Source organism: Acidimicrobiales bacterium, from assembly GCA_035316325.1.
Lineage (GTDB): Bacteria > Actinomycetota > Acidimicrobiia > Acidimicrobiales > VFJN01 > DASXTK01.
In genome coordinates this window covers 1-26,407 of sequence record DATHJB010000006.1, presented here as the reverse complement: position 1 = coordinate 26,407, position 26,407 = coordinate 1, and the positions used below count along the sequence as shown (strand labels likewise).

Below are 26,407 nucleotides of genomic sequence, written 5' to 3'. Positions count from 1 at the left end.
GTCGACCAGGCGGATCTCGGCGAGGAGCAGGAGGTCGAGCTGCAGGGCAAGCTCGGCACCGACGAGCTCTTCGACGACGATCTCGACCTGCGCATCCCGCGCCCGCCGGTGATCACCGTGATGGGCCACGTCGACCACGGCAAGACCCGCCTGCTCGACACCATCCGCAAGACCAACGTGATCGAGGGCGAGGCGGGTGGCATCACCCAGCACATCGGCGCCTACCAGACCGTGAAGAACGGTCGGCAGATCACCTTCATCGACACCCCGGGCCACGCGGCCTTCACCGCCATGCGCGCCCGTGGTGCCCAGGCCACCGACATCGTCATCCTGGTGGTCGCGGCCGACGACGGCGTCATGCCGCAGACGGTCGAGGCGCTCACCCAGGCCCGGGCCGCCGGCGTGCCGATCGTGGTGGCGATCAACAAGATCGACCGTGAAGAGGCCAACCCCGACCGGGTCAAGCAGCAGCTCAGCGAGTTGGGCCTCGTGCCCACCGACTGGAGCGGCGACACCGAGATGGTGCCGATCTCGGCCCGCCAGAACATCGGCATCGACGACCTGCTCGAGACGGTGCTGCTGGTGGCCGACGTGCAGGACCCGCCGATCGCCGCCAACCCCGACGGCCGCGCCGCCGGCGTGGTGCTCGAGGCCAGCCGCGAGGTCGGCCGAGGCCCGGTCGCCACCATCCTGGTGCAGCGGGGCACGCTGCGGGTCGGTGACCCGCTCGTGGCCGGCGCCGCCTGGGGTCGTGTCCGGGCGCTGATCAACGACCACGGCCAGAACGTCAAGGAAGCCGGGGCGTCGACGCCCGTCCAGGTGCTCGGCCTCAACGAGGTGGCCGACGCCGGTGACCGGTTCGTCGTCGCCCAGGACGAGAAGCTGGCCCGTCAGGTCGCCGAGACCCGTGAGCACTGGCATCGTCTGGCCAGCCTCGGCCGCGAGGCTGCGGTCAACAGCGGTGGCGCCAAGCTGGAAGACATCTTCGACCAGATCAACCGCGGCGAGGTCGCCACGCTCAACCTCATCCTCAAGGCCGACGTGATCGGCTCTCTGGAGGCGTTGACCGAGGCTCTCCGCAAGCTCGAGCGCGACGACGTCAAGCTGTCGTTCGTCGACCGGGCCGTCGGTGGCATCACCCAGAACGACGTGCAGTTCGCGGCCGCGTCGAACGCCACGATCATCGGCTTCAACGTGCGTCCCGACCGCAAGTCGCGGGAGATGGCCGTCGCCGAGGGTGTCGAGATCCGTACCTACGAGATCATCTACCAGGTGCTCGAGGACATCGAGAACGCGATGGTGGGCATGCTCGCCCCCGAGTACGAAGAGGTGGTCACCGGCGAGGCCTCGGTCCGCGAGATCTTCTCCGTGCCTCGGGTCGGCAAGGTGGCCGGCTGCTACGTCACCAACGGCGTCATCACCCGGGGCTCGAAGGTGCGCTTCCTGCGGGAGGGCACGATCATCTGGAAGGGCGAGGTCAGCTCGCTCAAGCGGTTCAAGGAGGATGCACGTGAGGTCCAGACGGGCTTCGAGTGCGGCATCGGCCTGTCCGACTTCCAGGACCTCAAGCAGGGCGACGTCATCGAGACGTTCGAGGAGCGGGAGATCCCCCGCACCTAGCGCCCAGTTGCGCCCGCCAACCACCCTGCGTCCGCCCCGCGCGGTCTCGGCTGCTCCGAGGCGGATAGCTTCCAAGGGTGCACGCGGCTGCGCTGGAGATCGAGCTCTACATCCGGGAGTGCCGCTCGCTGAAGGCCAAGCGGTCGGTCCTGCGACCGATCGTCGACGGTCTGTGGCGGCGCTACCGGGTGTCGGCCTCGGAGGTCGCCCACCAGAACTCCTGGCAGCAGGCCGCGCTGGGCGTGGCGGCGGTCGCCCCGTCTCATGCGCACCTGATCGACGTCCTGAACGAGTGCGAACGGTTCGTCTGGTCCTTCCCCGAGGTAGAGGTGTTGCGGGTGGACCGTCGCTGGATCGAGGAGGAAGATCGTGACCCGTCGACGTAGTCACCGCACCCCCAGCACCCGCGACTTCCCGCGGACGGCACGCCTCAACCAGCTCCTGCAGGAGATCGTGGCGGAGGAGATCGAGCGCATCGAGGACGACCGGCTCGGCTTCTTCACCATCGTCGCCGTCGACGTCGATGCCGACCTGCAGCGGGCCTTCGTCTGGTACTCGGCGATGCGGGCCGACAGCTCGCCCATCCCCGAGGACGACGAGGACCTGGTGGCCGCGCTGGAGGAGCAGCGCAAGCCCCTGAAGGCGGCGATCGGTCGGCAGGCCCGCATCAAGCGCACCCCGGAGCTGGTGTTCCGGGCCGACGAGGTGCGCCAGCAGGCCGACCGGGTGGAGGCGATCCTGCGCGACCTGACGCCCGCACCCGATGCCGACTGACGGCATCGCTCTCGTCGACAAGCCCTCGGGGTGGACGTCGCACGACGTCGTGGCCAAGTCGCGGGGGCTCCTGGGCACCCGCAAGGTGGGCCATGCCGGCACGCTCGACCCGTCGGCCACGGGGCTGCTGGTGCTCGGCGTGGGTCGGGCGACGAGGCTGCTGACGTTCCTGTCGGGGTCGGACAAGACGTACACGGGTGAGGCCGTGCTGGGCGTCGCCACGTCGACGCTCGACGCCGAGGGCGAGGTGACGGGGGAGTGGCCCATGGCGGACCTGGGTCTTCCTGCGGTCCGTGCCGCCGCGGCGGCCCTCACCGGCGACATCCAGCAGGTGCCGCCGATGGTGTCGGCCAAGAAGATCGACGGTCGCCGCCTCTACGAGCTGGCCCGAGCGGGGATCGAGGTGGAGCGACCGCCGGTGCCGGTGCACGTCTCCCGCTTCGACGTCGGTCCTCCGGTCGAGCCGGGAGTCTTCCCCGTCGAGGTGGCCTGCTCGTCGGGCACGTACGTCCGCTCTCTGGTTGCCGACCTGGGGACGGCCCTCGGCGGGGGAGCCCACCTCCGCAACCTCCGCCGCCTCACCGTCGCCCGCTTCGACGTGTCCGAGGCGGTCCCGTTGGAGAAGGTCACCCCCGACGCCGTGCTACCCCCCGCTGCCGCCTTCCGCGGCACCCCCCTCGTCGTCGCCGACGAACCCCTCACGGAGTCGATCCGCCACGGAAAGGTCCTGACCTACGACACCCTCGGCGTGTCCGGCGACGGCCCGTGGCCAGTGGTCGACGCCGACGACACCCTCCTCGCCGTCTACGTCCCCCACCAGGCCACCACCACCAAACCCGCCGTCGTCCTGATCTAGGGGGAGGGGGCGGTAGGGTCGCGCCGTGGAGGGTGATGAACCGCGGATCGCGGAATCGCTCATCGAGCTCATCGGGAACACGCCGCTCGTTCGGCTGGGGCGGGTGGCGGCCGACCTCGAGTGTCGGGTCGTGGCCAAGCTGGAGATGCTGAACCCCGGCGGCAGCGTGAAGGACCGGCCGGCGCTCGCCATGATCGAGCAGGCCGAGCGCGACGGGCTCCTGAAGGCCGGCGGCACCATCGTCGAGCCCACCTCGGGCAACACCGGGGTCGGGCTGGCCATCGTGGCCGCCCAGCGGGGCTACCGCTGCGTCTTCGTGGTGACCGACAAGGTCGCCCCCGAGAAGATCAAGCTGCTCGGGGCCTACGGCGCCGAGGTGGTGGTGTGCCCGGTCGCGGTCGAGCCCGCCGACCCCCGCTCGTACTACTCCGTGGCCGAGCGCCTGGTGAACGACATCCCCGGCGCCTTCCGGCCCAACCAGTACGGCAACGACCAGAACCCCCGGGCCCACGAGCTCACCACCGGCCCGGAGCTGTGGCGCCAGACCGCCGGCCGGCTCACCCACTTCGTCGCCGGCGTCGGCACCGGCGGCACCATCACCGGCGTCGCCCGCTACCTGAAGGCCCAGAACCCCGACGTCCAGATCGTCGGCGCCGACCCTGCCGGCTCGGTGTACTCGGGCGGCTCCGGCCGGCCCTACCTGGTGGAGGGCATCGGCGAGGACTTCTGGCCCAGCACCTACGACCCCGGCCTGGTCGACCGGGTGGTGGCGGTGTCCGACGAGGACAGCTTCCTCATGGCCCGCCGGGTCACCCAGGAGGAGGGCCTGCTGATCGGCGGCTCGGGCGGCACGGCCGTCGCCGCGGCGCTGGAGGTCGGCCGGGAGCTGACCGCCGAGCACCTGGTGGTCGTGCTGATCCCCGACTCCGGCCGGGGCTACCTCTCCCGCGTGTTCGACGACGACTGGATGGCCGGCCACGGCTTCCTCCGCGGGGCCGAGCACCCGGTGGCCGAGGTGCTGGAGGACGTGGTGGCGTCGCGCCAGACCGACGTGCCGCTGCTCGTGTACGCCCGCCCCGAGGACACGGTCCGCCGGGCGATCAACGTGATGCGTGGCCACGGCGTCTCGCAGCTGCCGGTGGCCAAGGGCGAGATGCCGCTGGCCGCCGCCGAGGTGATGGGTTCGGTCGACGAGCTGGTGCTGATGGACCTGACGTTCCGCGCTCCCGAGGTGATGGGCGAACCGGTGGAGAAGGTGATGGGCCCGCCGCTGCCCACGATCGGCATCGGCCAGCCGCTCGCCACCGCGGTGGAGCTGCTCGACCGGGCCAACGCCGTCGTGGTCCTGGCCGGTGGCCGCCCGCACGCCGTCCTCACCCGCACCGACATCCTCACCTACCTGTCCCGGGCCAGCGGCAGCCGATGAGCACCGAGGAACACCAGGAGCAGGGCTTCGAGACTCTGGCCATCCACGCCGGCTCCGAGCCCGACCCGGCCACCGGCGCCGTGGTCCCGCCCATCAGCCTCTCCACCACGTTCGCCCAGCACGGGGTCGCGCAGCACCAGGGCTGGGAGTACGCCCGCAGCGGCAACCCCACCCGGGCCGGCCTCGAAGCCTGCGTCGCCGCGCTCGAAGGCGCCGCCCACGGGTTCGCCTTCGCGTCGGGCCTGGCCGCCGAGGATGCCATCCTCCGGCTCCTCGACGAGGGTGAGGGTGTCGTCCTCGGCGACGACGCCTACGGCGGCACCTACCGGCTCATCCACAAGGTCCACGGCCCCGCCGGCCACCCCTGGCACGCCGTCGACCTGACCGACCCCGCCCGCCTGGCCGACAAGTGGCCCGACGACGCCCGCATGGTCTGGCTGGAGACGCCCACCAACCCGGCGCTGCGCATCGTCGACATCGCCGCCGTCGCCGAGATCGCCCACGACCACGAGGCGATCGTGGTGGTCGACAACACCTTCGCCACGCCCTACCTCACCCGGCCGCTCGGGCACGGGGCCGACGTCGTCGTCCACTCGTCCACCAAGTACCTGGGCGGCCACTCCGACGTGGTCGGCGGCTTCGTCGCCCTCGATCACGACGCCACGGCCGAGCGCATCGGCTTCCTCCAGAACGCGGTCGGGGCGGTGCCGTCACCCTTCGACTGCTACCTGATCCAGCGCGGCGTGAAGACCCTCGCCATCCGGATGGACCGCCAGTGCGCCAACGCCCGAGCCGTCGCCGAGCTGCTCCACAGCCACCCGGCAGTCGACCGGGTCCTGTGGCCCGGCTTCGACGACCACCCCGGCCACGACGTCGCCAAGCGCCAGATGCGCGACTTCGGGGGCATGGTGTCGTTCACCCTCCGCGGCGGCGAGGCCGCGGCGGTCAAGGTCTGCGAGGCCACCCGCCTGTTCACCCTGGCCGAGTCGCTGGGCGCGGTCGAGTCGCTCATCGAGCACCCCGCCCGCATGACGCACGCCTCGGCCGCCGACTCGGCCCTCGCGGTCGACCCGGCGCTCGTGCGGCTCAGCGTCGGCATCGAGTCGATCGACGACCTCACTTCTGACCTGGCAAAAGCTCTGGCCGCGACCCACTAGGGATACGCTCGCCGGTCGATGCACGTGCTCCGGGACCAGTCGGCATGCCCACGGCCCCCGGAGGGGAGTGCGGTCACGATCGGGGCCTACGACGGGGTGCACGTCGGGCACCAGGCGGTGATCACCGAGGTGCACCGCCGCGCCGAGAGCCGGGGCCTGCGCAGCGCCGTCGTCACCTTCGACCGGCACCCGGCGTCGGTCGTCCGACCCGAGTCCGCGCCCAAGCTGCTGACCGACCTCGACCAGAAGCTGGAGCTGCTGGCCGCCACCGGCGTCGACTACTGCCTGGTGGTCACGTTCGACGAGGCGCGCAGCCAGGAGTCGGCCGACGACTTCACCCGCGACGTGCTGGTCGGCTGTCTCAACACGAAGGTCGTGGTCGTCGGCGAGGACTTCCACTTCGGCCACAACCGCACCGGCAACGTCACCCGGCTGACCGAGCTCGGCACCGACCTGGGCTTCGAGGTGCAGGGCATCGACCTGGTCGACGAGAGCGGCGCTCCCACGGGGACGGGCGCCCGGGTGTCGTCCACCCGCATCCGCCGGGCGCTGCTCGCCGGCGACCTGGTCGAGGCCAACACCATGCTGGGCCGGCCCTACGAGGTGCGCGGGGTGGTCGACCACGGCGACGAGCGGGGCCGCGAGCTGGGCTTCCCGACCGCCAACGTCGGCGTGCCCGACGACGTGCTGCTGCCCGCCGACGGCATCTACGCCGGCTGGTACGAGCGGCCCGACCGTACGGTCCACCCGAGCGCCATCAACCTGGGCCGCCGCCCGCAGTTCTACGAGGACGCCCCCTTCAGCCTGCTGGAGGCGCACCTGCTCGACTTCGAGGGCAGCCTCTACGGCGAGGCGGCGAAGGTGCGGTTCGTGGCCCGCCTCCGGGGCGAGGCGAAGTTTCCGACGCTGCAGGACCTGCTCGACCAGATCCAGCGCGACTGCGACGAGGCCCGCCGCATCCTCGAGAAGCCCTGACCGCACGCTCCGAGGCCCGGCGACCGCACACAAGTTCTGGTTCAGCCGGGGTCGGCTGGTAGCATCGTTCGAACGCTCTTGGCCAGGACGCGGTGATCCCCATCACGCGACCGGTCGTGGAGCTGGGTAATCCGTCACCCGATGTAAGGAACAGAACTTTGTCAGACCAGATCGACGCGCTGAAGCCGAGCATCATCTCGGAGCACAAGCTCCACGACTCCGATACCGGCTCACCGGAAGTGCAGATCGCACTGTTGACCAAGCGCATCAACCACCTCAACGAGCACCTCTCGACGCACAAGAAGGATCACCACAGCCGTCAGGGCCTGCTCAAGCTGGTCGGACGCCGTCGTCGCCTGCTCGGCTACGTGCGAGCCAACAACGTCGAACGCTACAGAGCGATCGTCGCCCGCAACGGGCTACGCCGCTGAGGTGACGAGGAGCGGCCCTTCGTGGGCCGCTCCTTCCACATAGAGATTTCACAACAGAAGAAAAGAAGACGGGGCGGCAGCTCCGCCAGCTGCCAGTCGCCAACTCCCGGATCAGAGCCCGGGGGTACGCCGACTGGGAACTGGCCCCCGCCGCCCCCTGATCCGGTGGCAGACGCCGCCGGGAAGGAGAGCGACAGATGGCAGAACCCATCGTCGTATCGGGCCCGATCTCGGAGTCCGACGAGACACTCACGTTCGAGACCGGCAAGCTGGCGTTTCAGAGCCAGGGCGCGGTCGTCGCAACGTTGGCCGGCACCACGGTGCTGGTCACCGCCAACGCCGCCAAGAACACACGCGAAGGCATCGATTTCTTCCCCTTGACGGTCGACGTCGAGGAGCGGATGTACGCCGCGGGACGCATCCCCGGCAGCTTCTTCCGCCGTGAGGGCCGGCCGACCGACCTGGCCATCCTCACCTGTCGCCTGATCGACCGCCCGCTGCGGCCGAGCTTCGCCGACGGGTACCGCAACGAGACCCAGGTCGTGGTCACCGTCATGGGCGTCGACGGCGACAACCCGTACGACGTGCTGTCCATCAACGCCGCCTCGGCCGCGCTGATGGTGTCGGGCATCCCCTTCGAGGGTCCCATCGGCGCCGTGCGCATCGCCTGGTCGCAGGAAGGCGTGTGGATCCCGCACCCCACCTACGAGCAGGGTGACGCCTCCACCTTCGAGCTCATCGTGGCCGGTCGTCAGCTCGACGACGGCGACATCGCCATCATGATGGTCGAGGCCGGTGGCACCGAGAAGGCCTGGGACCACTACCAGGACGGCGCCCCGCACGCGACCGAAGAGGTCATCGCGCAGGGCCTCGAGTCGGCCAAGACCTGGATCCGCGAGTCCATCGAGCTGCAGCGTGAGCTGGCCAAGCAGGCTCAGGCCGCCGGCCAGGTCACCCCGCTCGAGTGGGAGCCCAAGCTCGACTACGAAGACGATGTCTTCGCCCGGGTCGAGGAAGTCGGCGCCGGCCCGCTGGCCGAGGCGTCGAAGATCATCCAGAAGGCCGAGCGCAACGAGGCCACCGACGTCGCCACCAAGGCGATCATCGAGCAGCTCGCCGGGGAGTTCCCCGAGCGTGAGGGCGAGATCAAGCAGGCCGCCCGCTCGGTGGCCAAGAAGGTCATCCGCAAGCGGGTCACCGAAGAGGGCGTGCGCATCGACGGTCGGGCCGCCACCGACCTCCGCCCGGTCTCCGCCGAGGTCGGCATCGTTCCCACGGCGCACGGCTCCGGCCTGTTCCAGCGGGGCGAGACGCAGGTCCTCAACGTGCTCACGCTGGGCATGCCCAAGATGGACCAGTTGCTCGACAACCTGGGCAACAAGGACCGCAAGCGCTACATGCACCACTACAACATGCCGCCGCACGCCAACGGCGAGGTCGGCCGCGTGGGCAGCCCCAAGCGACGCGAGATCGGCCACGGCCTGCTCGCCGAGCGGGCGCTGCTGCCGGTGGTGCCGTCGCAGCAGGAGTTCGCCTACACGCTGCGCCTCGTCTCCGAGGTGCTGGCGTCGAACGGCTCCACCTCGATGGCGTCGGTGTGCGGTTCGACCCTGTCGATGATGGACGGCGGTGTGCCGCTCAAGGCTCCCGTCGCCGGCATCGCCATGGGCCTCATCTTCGCCGAGGGCAAGTACACGACGCTGACCGACATCCTCGGTGCCGAGGACGCGTTCGGCGACATGGACTTCAAGGTCGCCGGCACGGAGGACTTCGTCACCGCGCTGCAGCTCGACACCAAGATCGACGGCCTTCCGGCCGACGTCCTGGCGCAGGCGCTGCAGCAGGCCCGTGAGGCCCGCCTGGAGATCCTCCGGGTGATGCGGGCGACGATCTCCGAGCCCCGTGACGACGTGGGCGAGACCGCTCCGAAGATCATCAACTTCGAGATCCCGCTCGACAAGATCGGCGAGGTCATCGGGCCCAAGGGCAAGGTGATCAACGCCATCACCGCCGAGACGGGCGCCGACGTGAGCGTCGACGACGACGGCATGGTGGGCACGGTGACGATCGGCTCGACCGACCGCACCGCGGTGGAAGAGGCCAAGCGCCAGATCCAGCTGATCCTCAACCCGCCGACCGCCAACGTGGGCCAGACCTACTCGGGTCGCGTCGTGAACATCACCAAGTTCGGTGCGTTCGTGAACATCCTCCCGGGTCGTGACGGCCTGCTGCACATCTCCAAGATCGGTGGCGGCAAGCGCATCAACCGGGTGGAGGACGTGCTCGACCTGGGCGACGAGCTCGAGGTCACCGTCGACGACGTCGACCCCAACGGCAAGGTGTCGCTGAGCCTGGCCAAGGCCATCGACATCCCCGAGGGCAACGGCTCGGGCTCCGGCGGCTCGGGCTCGGGCGGCTCCAGCAGCTCGGGCGGTGGCAGCGCTCCTGTCCCGGCCGACAGCGACGCCGTCAGCTTCGAAGAGGAGTTCGACGCCGAGCTGGCCGGCCAGCTGGGCGACCTCGGTCCTGCCGCAGCCGCCACCGCTGGCGGCGGTGGGGGAGGCCGCTCGGGAGGAAGCGACGAAGACCGTCGTCGTGGCCGGCGGCGGCGTCGCTGAGAACGAACCGATAGTGAGCACCCGAGAATCCCGGCTGTCGAACGGCATCCGGGTCGTGACCGAGACGATGACGGACGTCCGCTCGGTCGCGCTCGGTGTGTGGGTCGGTGTGGGAGCGCGCGACGAGCCCGACGAGCTGTCGGGCGCGTCGCACTTCCTCGAGCACCTGTTGTTCAAGGGCACGCCGACCCGCACCGCCCGCCAGATCGCCGAGGCGATCGAGGCGGTGGGCGGCGACATGAACGCCCACACCGGTCGGGAGTCGACCGCCTACTACACCCGGCTCCCGGCTAAGGACCTCGACCTCGGCCTCGACGTGATGGGCGACGTGCTGACGCAGCCGTCGTTCCGTCCGCACGAGGTCGACTCCGAGCGTCGGGTCATCCTCGAGGAGCTGCTCATGCACCTCGACATGCCCGACTCGATGGTGCACACGCTGATGTCGGAGGCCCTGTTCCCCGACCATCCGCTGGGCCGCGAGGTCGCCGGCACCAAGGAGACGGTCGAGGTGATCAGCCGCGACCAGATCGCCGCCTTCTTCGAGCAGTGGTACCGGGCCAGCAACATGTCGGTGGTCGCCGCCGGCAACCTCGACCACGATCACCTGGTCGACGCCTTCGAGGCGTCGCTCGGTGGCCTCGAACCGGGGGAGCGGCCCGAGCGCCACGCCCCCACGGCCGCGTCCGTCTCGGCTCCGATGGTGCAGGGCAGCGACATCGAGCAGGCCCACGTCGAGCTGGGTTGGCGGGGCATCGACCACGACGACTCCGACCGCTACGCCCTGTCGGTGCTCAACCAGGTGATCGGCGGCGGCATGTCGAGCCGCCTGTTCCAGCAGGTCCGCGAGGAGCGGGGCCTCTGCTACACGGTCTACTCGTGGGCGTCGACGTCGCAGGACGCCGGCTCGGCGGGCATCTACGCGGCGACGAACCCGTCGCGCCTGCGGGAGCTGCTGGGCGTGCTCGACGACGAGATCGCCAAGCTCCTGGCCGGCGGCGTGACCGAGGCCGAGCTGACGCTGGCGCAGGGCTGCCTCGACGGCTCGATGGTCCTGGGGCTGGAGAGCTCGGAGGCCCGGATGGAGCGCCTGGGCTGGGCGTTGTCGCACCGCGACGAGGTCGTGCCCATCGACGAGGAGCTGGCCCGCATCCAGGCCGTCACCGTCGACGACTGCGCCCGCGTCGCCGAGCGCGTCTTCGGCGGCCCCCGCACCCTGGCCGTGATCGGGCCGGTGTCGGAGTCGGATCTCAGCTAGACACGGGTCCCATGGGGGACTCGGGGGAGATCCAGGCCCAGGGGCCGTCCCGGCGCGCGTTCGTCGGTGGTGCGCTCACCGCGGCGGCGACCGTGGGGCTCGGTGGCAAGTCGGCGTGGGCGACGGTGGGCGACGCTCGGGCCCGCGTCCCGGCGGGGATGTTCTCGCTGGGTGTGGCGTCGGGCGACCCGGACGCCGACTCGGTGGTGCTGTGGACCCGCCTGGCGCCGGACCCGCTGAACGGCGGGGGCATGCCGCCGATCGACGTGTCGGTCCACTGGGAGGTGGCCGAGGACGAGCGCTTCCGCCGGGTGGTGCGCCACGGGACCGCCAGCGCCCGCCCTGCGTGGGGCCACTCGGTGCACGTGACCGTCGCCGGCCTGCGGCACGACCGCTGGTACTGGTACCGGTTCCTGTCCGAGGGCCAGGTCAGCCCGGTCGCCCGGGCCCGGACCGCACCGGCCCGCCCGCGGGGTGACGCGCTGCGGTTCCTGTTCGCCTCGTGCCAGAACTGGCAGGCGGGCTTCTACACGGCCTGGGCGCACGCGCCGGCCGAGGAGCCCGACCTCGTCGTCCACCTGGGCGACTACATCTACGAGGGCGGGATCAGCGCGTCGGCGCCCCGGCAGAACAACAGCGGTGAGATCTTCACGCTGGCCGACTACCGGAACCGCTACGCCCTCTACAAGGGCGATCTGCTCCTGCAGGCGGCGCACGCCATGTGCCCGTGGGTGGTCACCTGGGACGACCACGAGGTGGCCAACAACTACACGGGACTCGTCCCGCAGAACCCGGCCGGCGCGGCGACCTTCGCGGCCCGCCGCGCCGCCGCCTACCAGGCCTGGTGGGAGCACCAGCCGGTGCGGCTGCCGAAGCCCGTCGGGCCCGACCTGCAGATCTACCGCCGGGTGCACTGGGGTCGCCTGGCGACCTTCCACGTGCTCGACACCCGGCAGTACCGCAGCGACCAGGTGTGTGGCGAGGGACTCGGACCTGACTGCGCGGAGCGCAGCGACCCGACTCGCACCATGCTCGGCACGAAGCAGGAACGCTGGCTGGGGCGGGGGCTGGCGCGCTCGGAGGCGACGTTCGAAGTGCTGGCCAACCAGGTGGTGATGACGTCGATGCCGATCGGCGGGGCGCTCCGCAGTCCCGACCAGTGGGACGGCTACCCGGTGGCCCGCACCCGCCTGCTCGACCAGCTCCGGGCGGCCGGCACCACCAACCCGGTGGTGCTCACCGGCGACATCCACGCCAGCGGCGTCGGCGTGGTGGTGGACGAGGCGCCGGACGCGCCGGCGGTGGCGACCGAGCTCGTCGGCACGTCGATCACCTCCAGCTTCGACCCGGCGCTGGCGGACATCGCCGAGCAGCTCATCGGCGACCTGCCCCAGATCGAGTGGGTCAACGCCCGTCAGCGGGGCTACGTGCGCTGCGACGTGACGGCGGACGAGCTGGTGGCGCAGTACCGCCTGGTCGACACCGTGCGCGAGCTGACGTCGCCCATCGCCACGGCCACGACCTGGACGGTCGAGGCGGGCAACGTCGCCCCCCATGCCACCTGACCCCTCACCCCCAACCGAAATTGCGTTCGAAAACCCGCTCCATGCGGGCAACCGAACGCAATTTCAGGGGTGGGACGGTAGGCCGACGCCGATCATCGAGTCGCGGGTGACGAGGGCGGCCAGCTCGACCTCGGCGAGGTCGTCGGTGCCGTCGGGGCGGCGGGGGAGCACCAGGTAGCGGATCTCGGCGCTGGAGTCCCACACCCGGACCTCCACGTCGTCGGGTACCTCCAGCCCGAACTCCCGCAGCACAGCGCGGGGCTCGCTCACCACCCGGGCCCGGTAGGGCGGGCTCTTGTACCAGACCGGCGGGATCCCCAGCAGCGGCCACGGGTAGCAGGAGCACAGCGTGCACACGACCACGTTGTGGACCGCGGGCGTGTTCTCGACGGCCACCACGTGCTCGCCCTCCGCGCCACCGATGCCCAGCTCGGCGGCCGCGGCGGTGGCGTCGGCCAGGAGGCGGGCCTTGTACCCGGGGTCGACCCAGGCCCGGGCGACCACCCGGGCACCGTGCAGCGGCCCGAGGTCCTCCAGCTCGTCGACCACGGCATCGAGTGTGTCGGTGCCGATCAGCTCCTTCTCGACCAGCAGGGCTTCGAGGGCTGCAGCCCGGACGTCGGCCGGCGGGTGATCAGAGCTGGTCAAGGTAGGACTCCCACAGGTCGACGACGACGGTGGCGGCTCCGGGCTCGGCATCGTCGCCCCACAGGTCGGCCGGGGTGAAGGCGACGCTGTAGAAGGCCTCGACCCGGGTCTCGCCCTGCACTGCCAGGTCGGGCAGTGGCTGTGCCGGCCGCACGGCGACGACGCGGCCCCGGGCACCGCGCACGTAGCGGGGGCAGCGGGTGTGGCCCTCGGGGTGCAGACGGCGCACCCGCACCTCGTCGTCGACGGCGAATCGGGGCGGCGGTCCCTCGGGGTCGTCCACCGGGAACGGGTGGAACAGGGTGCGGACGAAGGTCGCGGTGCCGGGGTCGGCCCGGGTCGGCACGGGCGCTCCGGCGGCGATCGACGCCTGCTTGGCGGCCAGCTCGTCCCGGTCGATCGCCCCGGCGGCGATCAGCCGGCCCTCGACCGCCGACAGCCAGTGCTCGTAGTACGAGGTGGCGAGGTACTCGGCGTGGCCCATCCGCTCGATCCAGGGCCGGATCGTGCCGCCGGCGGCCGGCACGGCGATCGCCGCCGCGATCGCCAGCCCGTGGGTGCGACCCTCCCAGGGAGCGTGGAAGGACGGTTCGTCGGCTTCGACGACCACCGGGCCGAAGCCCTGCATCCCACCGAGGTCATGGATCCCGTCCACGTCCCCGGACACTACCCACCGACCACCCCGCCGCCGCCCCAAGCGGTCTCGGGCTACGCCGAGGCCATCTAGCCTCTTGGCCCTTATGACGATCCGAGTAGCGGTGTTCGGGGCGGGCGGCCAGATGGGACGGACGGTGTGCAGCGCGGTGGTCGAGGACCCCGAGCTGGAGCTGGTGGGCGCCGTCGACCCGGGTGCCGCCGGCGAGGTGGTCCAGGGCATCACCGTCGACTCCGCTGCGTCCGCCCTCGCCGAGCGGGGGGTCGACGTGATGGTCGACTTCACCCACGTCGACGCCGCCCGCGCCAACCTGGCCTGGGCCGCGGCGGCGAACGTCCACGCCGTGGTGGGCACCACCGGGTTCACCGACGACGACCTCGACCGCCTGCGGCAGGACTTCGCCGCCAGCAACTGCCTGGTCGCCCCCAACTTCGCCATCGGCGCGGTGCTGATGATGCGGTTCGCCGAGCTGGCGGCACCGTGGTTCGACAGCGCCGAGGTGATCGAGCTGCACCACGACCGCAAGGTCGACGCACCGTCGGGCACGGCCACCCGCACGGTCGAGCGGATGGCGGCGGCTTCGGGCGACTGGATCGCCGATCCCACCCGCAAGGAGATCCTGCCGGGTGCCCGGGGCGCCACGGGACCGGGCGGCATCCACGTGCACTCGGTACGGCTGCGGGGCCTGGTCGCCCACCAGGAGGTGCTGCTCGGCACCACCGGGCAGTCGCTCACCATCCGCCACGACAGCTACGACCGCTCCAGCTTCATGCCCGGCGTGGTGCTGGCGGCGAAGCGGATCGCCGACCTCCCCGGCCTCACCGTCGGCCTCGACGGACTCCTCGGTCTCTGAGCGAGGCCGGGCCAGGACGCCGGGACTAACATCTGACGCGCCGTCAGATCCGGGGGAAGAGACAGATGCTGCAGGGTGCCAACGTCTGGGAGCTGATCACGAGGCGGGCCGAGGCGACGCCTGACGCCGACTTCGCCATCGACCAGGACGGCCGCCACCTCACGTTCGGCGACTTCCGCGACCGCAGCGAGCGCGTCGCCGCCGGCCTGGCCGCCCGGGGCGTGGGCGAAGGCACCGTCGTGTCGTGGCAGCTGCCGACCTGGATCGACTCGATGGTGCTCATGGGCGCCCTGCGGCGGCTCGGCGCGGTGCAGAACCCGATCCTGCCGATCTACCGGGAGCGCGAGGTCGGCTTCGTCGTCCAGGAGGCCGAGCCGGCGTTCCTGGTGGTCCCGTCCACGTGGCGGGGCTTCGACTTCGGCGCCATGGCGGAGGAGCTGACCGCCGGCACGGGCACCGAGGTGCTGCTGCTCGACGCCGAGCACCCGTTGCCCGAGGGCGACCCGGCCACGCTGCCGCCCGCACCCACCGACGACATGGACAGCCCCGACGCCCCCGTCCGCTGGCTGTACTACACGTCGGGCACCACGGCGTCGCCCAAGGGCGCCCGCCACACCGACCTGGCGCTGCGCGCCGCGTCGGTGGGCATGTCGGAGCGCCTCGGCCTGCGGGAGGACGACCGCTTCGCCCTGGTCTTCCCCTTCACCCACATCGCCGGGTCGCTGTACGTCTACGCCTCCATGGCCTACGGGCTCACGTTCATCCTCGACGAGGCGTTCGACCCCAACACCACCATCGACCTGCTGCGCCGGGAGAACGTGACCCGGGCCGGGGCGGGCACGTTCTTCCACCAGGTGTACCTGAAGGCCCAGCAGGACCTGCCCGCGGGGGAGAAGCTGTTCCCGCACGTGCGGTCGTTCCCGGGCGGCGGGGCGCCGAAGCCACCCCAGCTCCACTACGACATCGTGGCCGCGTTCGGCGCCGGCGTCGTGTCGGGCTACGGCATGACCGAGGCGCCGATCATCACCATGAACGACGGCACCGCCTCCGACGAGGTGCTCGCCAACACCGAGGGCCCGCCGGTGATGGGCACGACGGTGCGGCTCGTCACCCTCGACGGGCGCGTGGCCGCGGTCGGCGAGGAGGGCGAGATCCGGGTGAAGGGCCAGCAGGTCACCAAGGGCTACCTCGACCCCAAGCTCGACGTGGACGCCTTCGACGAGGACGGCTGGTTCCGCACCGGTGACCTGGGCATCCAGGACGCCGAGGGCAACGTCGCCATCACCGGCCGCCTCAAGGACGTGATCATCCGGAAGGGCGAGAACATCTCGGCCAAGGAGGTCGAGGACCTGCTGTTCACGCACCCCCGCGTGGCGGACGTCGCCGTGGTCGGGCTGCCGGACGCCGAGCGTGGCGAGCTGGCCTGCGCCGTCGTCGTGCCGGCCGAGGGGGCCGACGACCTGGCGCTCGGCGAGCTGACCGAGCACCTCGTCGGGGCGGGGGTCATCACCCGGAAGTTGCCCGAGCGCCTCGAGCTGGTCGACGCCCTGCCACGCAACCCCTCCGGCAAGATCCTCAAGTTCGAGCTGCAGAAGCGCTTCGGTGCCTCTGCGTGAGCGCACGTCCGCGCTGCCCGTGAGATCGGGCGTGCGGAGGTGGCCCGGACGTGGGATAGTCGGTTGAGCGCTGGGCCTGTTACCGTCGGTTAATTTACGAGTGCCACACGCTGGGGCCACGGCGCCGAATCGACGAGTGCGGCAGAGTGCATGGGGGGAGAGGACATGGGGGCCTACGGGGGTCGACGCCCGGCAGCCAAGCTGGGGTTGTGGTGGGGCTATCTACCGCTTGTGCTGGTGTCCAGCCTGGTGGTCGCGATGGTGGTCTTCGTCCCGAGCGAGGTGCCCGAGGGTGGCGCCAACGCCGACGGGGGCCCGACCGTCAACACCGACGGGCAGACCGCGTCGGGCTTCGGCGACACCGTCACCGCGTGCACCGACCGTGAGAAGCAGGTGGAGGGCGACGGCTACTCGCCCCCGTGCTTCCAGTTCGCGGCGGGTGCCGACAACGGGGGCGCGACGTCGCCGGGGGTGACCGCCGACACGATCACCATCACCTACCGGATGCTCGCCGACGGCAACCTCCTCCAGATCCTCGCCAACTACCTGCAGGTGCCGTTCGACGACCCGCCCGAGCGGTTGGCGGCGACCGCCGAGGGCCTGGTCGACTACTTCAACGAGCACTACGAGTTCTACGGCCGCAAGCTGGAGTTCAAGCTGGTGGAGGGCGGGGGGAGCCTCGTCACCGAGTTCACCGGCGGTGGCCAGGAGAACGCCGGCGCCGACGCCATCAAGGCCACCGAGGCGGGCGCGTTCGCCGACATGACCGGCCTGACCCAGCCCTACGCCGAGGCCCTCCAGCGCCAGGAGGTCATCAGCACCGGCGCGCCCTACATGTCGCGCGAGTGGTTCGCCGACAAGCGGCCCTTCGCCTGGAGCAACTTCCCCGACTGCTCGATCGCCTCCGAGGTGTCGGCCGAGGTGGGCGTGAAGGGCGTGATCGGCCGCCCCGCCGACTACGCCGGCGGCGACCTCGCGGGCCGCACCCGCACCCTCGGCATCGTGGTGCCCGACAACCTCGAGTACCAGCAGTGCCGCGACTCCGCGGTGACGTACATCGAGGACGCCGGTCTCGACGTCGCCTTCAACGCCAGCTACGTGCTCGACCTGAACACGATCACCACCCAGGCCGACTCGATCATCTCGCAGCTCAAGGACAAGGGCATCACGTCGGTCGCCTGCGGTTGCGACCCGCTCATGGTCGCGGCGCTGGTCGCGAAGGCCGACGAGGTGGACTACCACCCGGAGTGGCTGATCATCGGCGTCGGCTTCGTCGACCTCGACCTGGTCGGCCAGATGATCTCCCAGCAGGCCCCCGACCAGTGGTCCCACGCCTTCGGCGCCAGCCCCTGGGGCGCCCAGCAGGCGATCGAGGACGGCGCCGGCTTCAAGGCGCTGCAGTCGGTGCATCCCGAGGTCGAGCCGTCGAAGCTGACCGAGATCCTCTACTACCAGCTCTACCAGCTGGTGATCGGCATCCAGATGGCCGGGCCCGAGCTGACGCCGCAGAACTTCGAGACCGGCATGTTCTCCTACCCGGAGGGCACCGGACCGGCGGGTAGCTGGGACTACGGGCCGGACTCGTACACCGGCGTCGTCGACGCCCGCCTCGTCTGGTGGGACCCGGAGCGGCCCTCGCTGTTCAACGGCGAGCCCGGCGCCTACGTCGACACCGGCACCCGCTACCGCCACGGCGAGTTCCCCGAAGGCGAGCTGGAGGTCTTCCAGTGAGCATCGACGGGCCGCTCAGCAGCCTGTCGGATCCCTCGGCACCGCGGCCCTTCGGTCCCGACACCGGGAACCGGCTCTGGAACGAGGAGACGGTCCGGCCCGGTCCGATCATCGCGGCGATCGCCGCCCTGACCGTGGTCGTGCTCACCCAGCTGTTCCCCGACGCCTACCCGCTGGGACGGGTGCTCAAGGGCGCGGTGTTCGGCACCGGCGCCGGCCTGATGGCGGTGGGCCTGGTCCTGACCTACCGCACCACCCGCATCGTCAACTTCGCCTACGGCGCCATGGGCACGTTCGGGGCCGGCGTCGCGGTGGGGCTCAAGCTGGGCAGGGACGTGCCGTGGACGATCGCGGTGCCCGTCGGCGTCGTCTCCGGCATCGCCGTGGGCGCCCTCGTCGAGCGCCTGGTCATCCGCCGCTTCGCCCACGCGCCCCGGCTGCTGCTGACGGTGGCGACGATCGGCCTGGCCCAGCTGCTGGGCGGCCTGGGCGTCAAGATCCCGGACTGGTTCGCGGTCCCGGTCGTGATCCCCGGCTTCCGCACGGGCCTGAGCGAGAGCACCTGGAGCGTCGGCGAGTCGTCGTTCAACGGCAACGACCTGGCGCTCCTGGCGATCGTGCCGGTGCTGCTCGGCGGCCTCAGCTGGTTCCTGTACCGCACCGAGGCCGGCATGGCCGTGCGCGGCATGTCGGAGAACATGGACCGGGCGCGCCTGCTGGGCATCCCGGTGAACCAGCTGTCGCTGCTGCTGTGGTCGATGACCGGTGGCGTCGCCGCGGTCACCGTCATCCTGCAGGCGCCCAACAAGGGCCTGCCGCTCGACGCCAGCGCCGGCCCCACGATCCTGCTACCGGCCCTGGCCGCCGCCGTGGTGAGCGGTATGCGGTCGCTGCCGGGGGCGTTCGCGGCGGGCGTCGGCCTCGGGGTGCTGGAGCAGCTGATGCGGTGGAACTTCCCCGACGAGGCGGCGCTGACCGACGTGACGTTCCTGGTCGTGATCATCCTGGCGCTGCTGCTGCAGCGGAGGACCACCAGCCGGGCGCTGCTGGCCGACGACTCGTCGTGGAGCACCATGTCCGTGCAGCACAAGCTGCCCAAGGCGCTGTCCGCCCTGCCCGAGCTGCGCTTCGCCCGCATCGCCGGGTTCGTCGGGATTGGTGTGTTGTTCGTGGTGCTGCCGTTCGTCGTCAGTGATTCGCAGACCAACCGGGCCACCATCGCGCTGGTCTACGCGCTCGCCGCGCTGTCGCTGGTGATCCTCACCGGCTGGGGCGGCGTCGTCTCCCTCGGCCAGGTCGCCATCGTCGGCGTCGGCGGGATCCTCGCCGCCAACCTGCTCGCCGACCGCAACACCGACATGTTCCTGATCCTCGGTGCCTGTGCCGTGGCCGGCGGTCTGGTGGCGTTGATCATCGGGCTGCCGGCGCTGCGCGTGTCCGGGCAGTTCCTGGCCGTGACGACGTTGGCGTTCGCGGTCGCGGCCGACAACTACTTCTTCAACCCGTCGAACAACCCCTCGTGGTTCCCGACGAACTTCGACCGGCCGGAGCTGTGGGGCGCCGTCGACCTCACGAACGGCAACAAGGTCTCGCTGCTGGGGCTCGACATCGACCTCAGCGGGGAGCACCTGCTCTACTACCTCACCCTCGGGGTGCTGGTGGTGGGGATGATCCTCGTTGCCAACCTGCGGCGGGCCCGCTCCGGGCGGATCATCGCCGCCGCCCGCGACAACGAGCGGGCCGTGTCGGCCGTCGGGGTGAACACCACCGAGGCCCGGCTGGCCGGTTTCGTGTTCGCCGGCATGTTCGCCGGGATGGCGGGGGCCCTCCACGCCGTGACCCTGCGCGGCGTCGGCGCCCAGACCTACCCGTCGTCCACCAGCATGCTGCTGTTCTCGATGGTGGTCATCGGCGGCGCCGCGTCGATCGGCGGCGCGCTCTCCGGTGTGCTGCTCGTCTACTGGCTGGGCTACCTGTTCCCCGAGCTGCAGCTGCTGATCACCGGCGTGGGCCTCCTGGTGATCCTGATGTTGCTGCCCAACGGGTTGGGCGGGACGTTCGAGGCCCTCCGCGACCGGTTCGCCCGATCGGTCGCCCGGCGCCGGGGCGTCGTCCTCATGGATGATCTGGCGACCGTCGACCAGCCGCTCGACCACGTCCACATCGACACCGGCGAGACGCCGCAGATCGGTGGCGGAGGGGGGCACGGCGCCACGTTGCTGTCGTGCGAGCGGGTGGAGTCGTCGTACGGCTCGCTGCAGGTGCTGTTCGGCATCGACACCGTGGTGGGCGACGGCGAGCTGCTGGCCCTGCTGGGCACCAACGGCGCCGGCAAGTCGACGCTGCTGCGCTCGATCAGCGGCCTGCTGCCGCCCGACAACGGTCGCATCACCTTCGACGGCCACGACATCACCGGCATGTCCGCCGAGCGCATCGCCCAGCTGGGCCTGTCGCTCATGCCGGGTGGGCGGGGCGTCTTCCCGACCCTCACGGTGGCCGACAACCTGCGGCTCGCCTCGTGGATGCTGCGGCATCGGCGCAAGGAGGCCACGGCGGCCCGGGAGCAGGCCATACAGCTGTTCCCGATCCTGAAGGAGCGCTGGGACCAGATGGCCGGCGACCTCTCCGGCGGCGAGCAGCAGCAGCTGTCGCTGGCGATGGCGTTCGTCACCCGGCCCAAGCTGCTGTGCATCGACGAGCTGTCGCTCGGTCTGGCGCCGACCGTGGTGGGCCAGCTGGTCGACAAGGTGAAGGAGATCCACCGCTCCGGCACGTCGATCGTGGTGGTGGAGCAGTCGGTCAACGTGGCGCTGCTGCTGGCAGAGCGGGCCGTGTTCCTGGAGAAGGGGCAGGTGCGGTTCCGGGGCCCGACCGCCGGACTGATGGACCGGCCCGACGTGCTGCGGGCCGTGTTCCTGGGCGGCGGCGACAACCTGACGCACCAGCACGACGACCGACCGGCGGACCGACCGTCGCGGGGCGTCGCACTGGAGTGCCGCGGGCTCACGAAGCGCTTCGGCGGCATCACGGCGGTCAACCAGGTCGACCTGGTGGTGCCCCCGGCCACGATCGTCGGCCTGGTGGGCCACAACGGCGCCGGGAAGACGACGCTGTTCGACGTCCTGACGGGGTATCTGCCGGCCGACGGCGGGCGGGTGCTGCTGGGTGGGCGTGACGTCACGCAGCGGCCACCGCATCGACGGGCGATCGCCCAGCTGGGGCGGTCGTTCCAGGAGGCGAAGCTGTACCCCTCGTTGACGGTGGCGGAGTCTCTGGAGGTGGCGTTGGAGTGCCACCTGCCGAACCGGGATCCCCTGGCTGCTGCTCTGCGCCTGCCGGCGTCGACCTCGTCGGAGCGTGCCGCCGCCCGGCGGGCCGACGAGCTCATCGAGATCCTGGGCATGGGCGCCTACCGCGACCGCCCGACCGGCGAGCTGTCCACCGGTACCCGGCGCATCGTGGAGCTGGGGTGCCTGCTGGCGCACAACCCGGCGGTGGTCCTGCTGGACGAGCCGTCGGCGGGTGTCGCCCAACGTGAGACCGAGGCCCTGGGTCCGATGCTGCGCCGGGTACAGGCGGCGACGGGCTGCTCGCTGGTGATCATCGAGCACGACATGTCGCTGCTGAGCTCCATCTGCGACGCCCTGGTCGCCTTGGAGCAGGGCTCCGTCATCGCCTGGGGCGCCCCCGACGACGTCCTCGCCGACCACCGGGTGGTCTCCTCGTACCTCGGCACCGACAACGAGGTCGTCCACCGCACCGGCCCCCGCCGCGGCTGGGCCGCCAGCCCGTAGGCGTACCGGAGCGCGCGCTGGGCAACTCCGGTGCGACGTGGCAGGATCGAGCTGGTGACCAGCAGTTCGGCCTCGGAGCAGCGCTTGCGCGACCTCGCGCTGCTGCGCCGCGTCCGCGACCGGATGGACCGGGAGTACGCGCAGCCGCTCGACGTCGAGGCGCTCGCCCGCGGCGCGCACATGTCGGCCGGGCACCTGAGCCGCCAGTTCCGGATCGCCTATGGCGAGTCGCCGTACAGCTACCTGATGACGCGGCGCATCGAGCGCGCGATGGCGCTGCTGCGTCGGGGCGACCTCAGCGTCACCGACGTCTGCTGGGCGGTCGGCTGCGCTTCGCTGGGCACCTTCAGCACCCGCTTCACCGAACTGGTCGGTATGTCGCCCAGCGCCTACCGGCGCAACGCAGCGGACGCGACGGCGGGAATGCCACCGTGCGTGGCAAAACGGGTGACCAAACCGGTCAGGAATCGAGAAGCGAAGGTCGCCGAGCCCCACGTAGCGTGACCGTCATGGACATCACCATTCACCAGGCCTACCTCCCGCACGACGACCCGGACGCCGCCCTGGCCTTCTACCGCGACACCCTCGGCTTCGAGGTCCGCAACGACGTCGGGTACGAGGGGATGCGGTGGATCACGGTCGGTCCCGCCGACCAGCCTGGCATGGCCATCGTCCTGCACCCGCCGGCCGCCGATCCCGGCATCACCGACGACGAGCGCCGCGTCATCACCGAGATGATGGCCAAGGGCACCTACGCCAGCATCAACCTGGCCACCGACGACCTCGACGGCACCTTCGAGCGGCTGCAGGCCGGCGAGGCCGAGGTCGTCCAGGAGCCGACCGAGCAGCCGTACGGGGTGCGCGACTGCGCCTTCCGCGATCCCGCGGGCAACATGGTCCGCATCCAGGAGCTGCGCTGAGCCGTCCAGCGTTCGCCGTCACCCCGCACGCCGCACCTGGTGCCGCTGTCCTTCAGAGGAGCGGGGTGACAGGTTCGCCGCGTGCAACCGCCCGACACATGGAGACACGATGAGCAAGGCCACGAAGACGGACGAGCGGTCGCCTGAGCAGCACGCTGCCGACAGCCACGACCTGATCCGCGTGCACGGCGCGCGCGTGAACAACCTCAAGGACGTCAGCATCGAGCTCCCGAAGCGCCGGCTGACGGTGTTCACCGGCGTCTCCGGCTCGGGCAAGAGCTCACTGGTGTTCGGCACGATCACGGCGGAGCCGCAGCGGCTGATCAACGAGACCTACAGCTCCTTCGTCCAGGGCTTCATGCCCACGATGGCACGGCCCGAGGTCGACGTGCTCGAAGGGCTGACCACCGCGATCCTCGTCGACCAGCAGCGGATGGGGGGTGACGTCCGCTCCACGGTCGGCACCGCCACCGACGCCAACGCGATGCTGCGCATCCTCTTCAGCCGGCTGGGGAAGCCGCACGTCGGCTCACCCCAGGCGTTCTCCTTCAACGTGGCGTCCATCTCGGGGGCAGGGGCGGTCACCCTCCAGCGCGGCGGTACCACCACGAAGGAGAAGCGGACCTTCAGCATCACCGGCGGCATGTGCCCCCGGTGCGAGGGCCGCGGCTCGGTGTCCGACATCGACCTCACCCAGCTCTACGACGACTCCAAGTCGCTGTCCGATGGTGCGTTCACCATCCCCGGCTGGAAGTCGGACAGCTTCTGGACGGTGCGGGTCTACGCCGAGTCGGGCTTCGTCGACCCCGAGAAGCCGATCCGCAAGTACACCAAGAAGGAGCTCCAGGACTTCCTCTACAAGGAGCCGGTCAAGGTGAAGGTCGACGGCGTCAACCTCACCTACGAGGGGCTGATCCCGAAGATCCAGAAGTCGTTCCTCTCCAAGGACGTCGACTCGCTGCAGCCGCACATCCGGGCGTTCGTGGAGCGGGCGGTGACGTTCGCCACCTGTCCCGAGTGCGGCGGCACCCGGCTGAGCGAGGCGGCCCGATCGTCGAAGATCGAGGGGATCAACATCGGCGACGCCTGCGCGATGGAGATCAGGGACCTGGCCGAGTGGGTGCGCGACCTCGACGAGCCGTCGGTGGCGCCGCTGCTGGCCACGCTGGGGCAGACCCTCGACTCGTTCGTGGAGATCGGGCTGGGCTACCTGTCGCTCGACCGGTCGTCGGGCACGCTGTCGGGCGGCGAGGCCCAGCGCACCAAGATGATCCGCCACCTCGGGTCGTCGCTCACCGACACCACCTACGTCTTCGACGAGCCCACCGTCGGGCTGCACCCCCACGACATCGAGCGGATGAACAACCTGCTGCTGCAGCTGCGCGACAAGGGCAACACCGTGCTGGTCGTGGAGCACAAGCCGGAGACGATCGCGATCGCCGACCATGCCGTCGACCTCGGCCCCGGCGCCGGCCCGGCCGGTGGCGAGGTGGTGTTCGAGGGGACCGTCGAGGGGCTGCGGGCCAGCGACACGCTCACCGGCCGGCACCTCGACGACCGGGCCCAGCTCAAGGACGAGACCCGGAAGCCGACCGGCGCCCTGGAGATCCGGGGCGCCAGCACCCACAACCTGCAGGACGTCGACGTCGACATCCCGCTCGGTGTGCTGGTGGTGGTGACCGGCGTGGCCGGGTCGGGGAAGAGCTCGCTGATCCACGGCTCCGTGTCGGGCCAGGACGGCGTGGTGGCGATCGACCAGGCCCCGATCAAGGGCTCGCGGCGCAGCAACCCGGCGACGTACACCGGGCTGCTCGACCCGATCCGCAAGGCGTTCGCGAAGGCCAACGGCGTGAAGCCGGCGCTGTTCAGCGCCAACTCCGAGGGTGCCTGCCCCAACTGCAACGGCGCCGGCGTCATCTACACCGACCTGGCGGTGATGGCCAGCGTCGCCACCACCTGCGAGGTGTGCGAGGGGAAGCGGTTCCAGGCCGAGGTCCTCGAGTACGAGTTCGGGGGGAAGGACATCGACGAGGTGCTGGCGATGCCGGTCGCCGAGGCCGAGGAGTTCTTCGGCGACGGTGAGGCGAAGACGCCGGCCGCGCACAAGATCCTCGACCGGCTCGTCGACGTCGGCCTCGGCTACCTCAGCATCGGCCAGCCGCTCACCACGCTGTCCGGCGGCGAGCGGCAGCGGCTGAAGCTGGCCATCCACATGGCCGAGAAGGGCGAGGTCTACGTCCTGGACGAGCCGACCACCGGCCTCCACCTGGCCAACGTCGAGCACCTGCTCGGCCTCCTGGACCAGCTGGTCGACGCCGGCAAGTCGGTCATCGTCATCGAGCACCACCAGGCGGTGATGGCGCACGCCGACTGGATCATCGACCTCGGTCCCGGTGCCGGCCACGACGGCGGCAAGGTCGTGTTCGAGGGCCCACCCGCCGACCTCGTCGCCGCCCGCTCCACCCTCACCGGCGAGCACCTCGCGGCCTACGTCGGCACCTGACCGCGGCCCGGGCTGTACGCACGGTGGCATTGCTGCGGGCACGTGACGACCCATGACCACCGCCAACCGCTACGTGGGTCGCGCTAGCTCTCGGCCCACCGCTTCTTGACCTCGTCGGTGATCTCCGCCACCTCGGCCGCCGGCTCCGTGATGCGGCCCAGGTTGCCGAACGGGTCGCGGAAGCCGCAGTCGATGCCGTAGGGCTGCTGGGTCGGCTCGTCGGTGAGCTCCACACCCTTGGCCTTGAGCTCCTCGTAGGTTCGGCGGCAGTCGTCGGTCGTGAGGATGAGCGACAGGCCCAGGGCGCCCTTGGTGACCAGATCACGGACCTGGGCCGCGACCTCGTCCGTCATCGTCGGCGGGCCGGGCTTCTGCAGCAGGATCTGGTGATCGGGGTTCCCCGGCACGTTGACCGTGAGCCAGCGCATGAAGCCGAGGTCGACGTCGGCACCGACCTCGAGGCCGAGCTTGCCTGCGTAGAAGTCGACCGCTTCGTCCTGGTCGAGCACGAAGATGCCGGAGTGGCTGATGCTGTTGAACATGGCGGCGACCCTAGGCAGGCGCCCGGACCGCGACTTCTCCGAAACTGCTCGGTCGGGCCCAGCTCATCGTGAAGCAGGTCGGCACCGGGTACGGCTTCGGCGCCTGCTGGCGGAAGCCCGACGGTGACAGGCCCACGATGTCCCGGAAGGTTCTGCTGAACGTGCCGAGGCTCGAGAAGCCGACGGCGAAGCAGATCTCGGTCACGCTGTGGTCGGTGTTGCGGAGCAGGGCCATGGCTCGCTCCACCCGCCGGCGCTGGAGGTAGCGGTGGGGTGTCTCGCCGAAGGTGGCCCGGAAGGTGCGGATGAAGTGCGCCTCGGAGACCAGCGCGATGCGGGCCAGGGTGGGGATGGCCAGCGGCCGGGCGTAGTCGCGGTCGATGGCGTCGCGGGCCCGCAGCATCCAGCGGTTGCGCTCCTCGTTCGACCCGCCAGGGATCGCCGCAGCAGCCATAGCCCGAGCCTAGG

General features: G+C 70.8%; 22 protein-coding genes. 18 read left to right on the top strand and 4 right to left on the bottom strand.

The features are described 5' to 3' along the window. The 11 genes from infB to VK611_00750 all read left to right on the top strand — a co-directional run. The coding region (gene infB, locus VK611_00800) for a translation initiation factor IF-2 (GenBank protein ID HMG39827.1) at nucleotides 1–1,620 on the top strand (1,620 nt) is incomplete at its 5' end. 77 nt (nucleotides 1,621–1,697) lie between these two features. After that, nucleotides 1,698–2,006, top strand: a complete 309-nt coding sequence (locus VK611_00795; GenBank protein HMG39826.1) for a DUF503 domain-containing protein — start codon at nucleotides 1,698–1,700, stop codon at nucleotides 2,004–2,006. Further along, the gene (locus tag VK611_00790) at nucleotides 1,990–2,394 is read left to right on the top strand and encodes a ribosome-binding factor A (GenBank protein HMG39825.1); all 405 of its coding nucleotides are present in this window, start codon (nucleotides 1,990–1,992) and stop codon (nucleotides 2,392–2,394) included. The genes VK611_00795 and VK611_00790 overlap by 17 nt, the downstream gene beginning before the upstream one ends. After that, nucleotides 2,384–3,250 carry a tRNA pseudouridine(55) synthase TruB gene (truB, locus tag VK611_00785; protein ID HMG39824.1) on the top strand — a complete coding sequence of 289 codons (867 nt, stop codon included), beginning with the start codon at nucleotides 2,384–2,386 and terminating at the stop codon, nucleotides 3,248–3,250. Before VK611_00790 ends, truB begins: the two co-directional genes overlap by 11 nt. 25 nt (nucleotides 3,251–3,275) lie before the next feature. After that, a complete protein-coding gene (locus VK611_00780) occupies nucleotides 3,276–4,676 on the top strand; it encodes a cystathionine beta-synthase (protein HMG39823.1) in 1,401 nt (466 codons plus the stop codon). Then, nucleotides 4,673–5,833, top strand: a complete 1,161-nt coding sequence (locus tag VK611_00775) for a cystathionine gamma-synthase (GenBank protein ID HMG39822.1) — start codon at nucleotides 4,673–4,675, stop codon at nucleotides 5,831–5,833. The genes VK611_00780 and VK611_00775 overlap by 4 nt, the downstream gene beginning before the upstream one ends. A gap of 18 nt (nucleotides 5,834–5,851) precedes the next feature. Next, nucleotides 5,852–6,808 (top strand): bifunctional riboflavin kinase/FAD synthetase, encoded by a 957-nt coding sequence (locus VK611_00770; protein HMG39821.1) that lies wholly within the window; start codon nucleotides 5,852–5,854, stop codon nucleotides 6,806–6,808. 170 nt (nucleotides 6,809–6,978) lie between these two features. Then, nucleotides 6,979–7,239, top strand: coding sequence for a 30S ribosomal protein S15 (gene rpsO, locus VK611_00765; GenBank protein ID HMG39820.1), 261 nt, complete (start codon nucleotides 6,979–6,981; stop codon nucleotides 7,237–7,239). A 197-nt stretch (nucleotides 7,240–7,436) separates the two neighbouring features. Beyond that, entirely contained in the window at nucleotides 7,437–9,857 is a 2,421-nt protein-coding gene (locus tag VK611_00760; protein HMG39819.1) for a polyribonucleotide nucleotidyltransferase, read from the top strand. A 13-nt stretch (nucleotides 9,858–9,870) separates the two neighbouring features. Continuing rightward, entirely contained in the window at nucleotides 9,871–11,112 is a 1,242-nt protein-coding gene (locus VK611_00755; GenBank protein ID HMG39818.1) for a pitrilysin family protein, read from the top strand. A gap of 11 nt (nucleotides 11,113–11,123) precedes the next feature. Next, a complete protein-coding gene (locus tag VK611_00750; protein HMG39817.1) occupies nucleotides 11,124–12,677 on the top strand; it encodes an alkaline phosphatase D family protein in 1,554 nt (517 codons plus the stop codon). 63 nt (nucleotides 12,678–12,740) lie between these two features. On the opposite strand, the gene nthA is transcribed toward VK611_00750, so the two are convergent. Together nthA and nthB are read right to left on the bottom strand one after the other, a co-directional pair. Further along, nucleotides 12,741–13,325, bottom strand: coding sequence for a nitrile hydratase subunit alpha (gene nthA, locus VK611_00745; GenBank protein ID HMG39816.1), 585 nt, complete (start codon nucleotides 13,323–13,325; stop codon nucleotides 12,741–12,743). Further along, entirely contained in the window at nucleotides 13,312–13,980 is a 669-nt protein-coding gene (nthB, locus tag VK611_00740; GenBank protein ID HMG39815.1) for a nitrile hydratase subunit beta, read from the bottom strand. Before nthB ends, nthA begins: the two co-directional genes overlap by 14 nt. 85 nt (nucleotides 13,981–14,065) lie before the next feature. Here nthB and dapB point away from each other — a divergent pair, with 85 nt between their 5' ends. From dapB to VK611_00705, 7 genes are all read left to right on the top strand, one after another. Beyond that, on the top strand, nucleotides 14,066–14,833 hold the full coding sequence (dapB, locus tag VK611_00735; GenBank protein HMG39814.1) for a 4-hydroxy-tetrahydrodipicolinate reductase: 768 nt from the start codon (nucleotides 14,066–14,068) through the stop codon (nucleotides 14,831–14,833). A gap of 65 nt (nucleotides 14,834–14,898) precedes the next feature. Further along, nucleotides 14,899–16,449, top strand: coding sequence for an AMP-binding protein (locus VK611_00730; protein ID HMG39813.1), 1,551 nt, complete (start codon nucleotides 14,899–14,901; stop codon nucleotides 16,447–16,449). A 237-nt stretch (nucleotides 16,450–16,686) separates the two neighbouring features. Further along, a complete protein-coding gene (locus tag VK611_00725; GenBank protein ID HMG39812.1) occupies nucleotides 16,687–18,180 on the top strand; it encodes an ABC transporter substrate-binding protein in 1,494 nt (497 codons plus the stop codon). Further along, nucleotides 18,177–21,974 (top strand): ATP-binding cassette domain-containing protein, encoded by a 3,798-nt coding sequence (locus VK611_00720; GenBank protein ID HMG39811.1) that lies wholly within the window; start codon nucleotides 18,177–18,179, stop codon nucleotides 21,972–21,974. Before VK611_00725 ends, VK611_00720 begins: the two co-directional genes overlap by 4 nt. A gap of 54 nt (nucleotides 21,975–22,028) precedes the next feature. Continuing rightward, on the top strand, nucleotides 22,029–22,478 hold the full coding sequence (locus tag VK611_00715; protein HMG39810.1) for a helix-turn-helix transcriptional regulator: 450 nt from the start codon (nucleotides 22,029–22,031) through the stop codon (nucleotides 22,476–22,478). Nucleotides 22,479–22,483: 5 nt separating this feature from the next. Continuing rightward, the gene (locus VK611_00710; protein ID HMG39809.1) at nucleotides 22,484–22,894 is read left to right on the top strand and encodes a VOC family protein; all 411 of its coding nucleotides are present in this window, start codon (nucleotides 22,484–22,486) and stop codon (nucleotides 22,892–22,894) included. 109 nt (nucleotides 22,895–23,003) lie between these two features. After that, the gene (locus VK611_00705) at nucleotides 23,004–25,397 is read left to right on the top strand and encodes an excinuclease ABC subunit UvrA (GenBank protein ID HMG39808.1); all 2,394 of its coding nucleotides are present in this window, start codon (nucleotides 23,004–23,006) and stop codon (nucleotides 25,395–25,397) included. A gap of 83 nt (nucleotides 25,398–25,480) precedes the next feature. On the opposite strand, the gene VK611_00700 is transcribed toward VK611_00705, so the two are convergent. After that, a complete protein-coding gene (locus tag VK611_00700) occupies nucleotides 25,481–25,939 on the bottom strand; it encodes a VOC family protein (protein HMG39807.1) in 459 nt (152 codons plus the stop codon). A 10-nt stretch (nucleotides 25,940–25,949) separates the two neighbouring features. Next, nucleotides 25,950–26,393 (bottom strand): AraC family transcriptional regulator, encoded by a 444-nt coding sequence (locus tag VK611_00695; protein HMG39806.1) that lies wholly within the window; start codon nucleotides 26,391–26,393, stop codon nucleotides 25,950–25,952. Nucleotides 26,394–26,407: the final 14 nt, after the last annotated feature.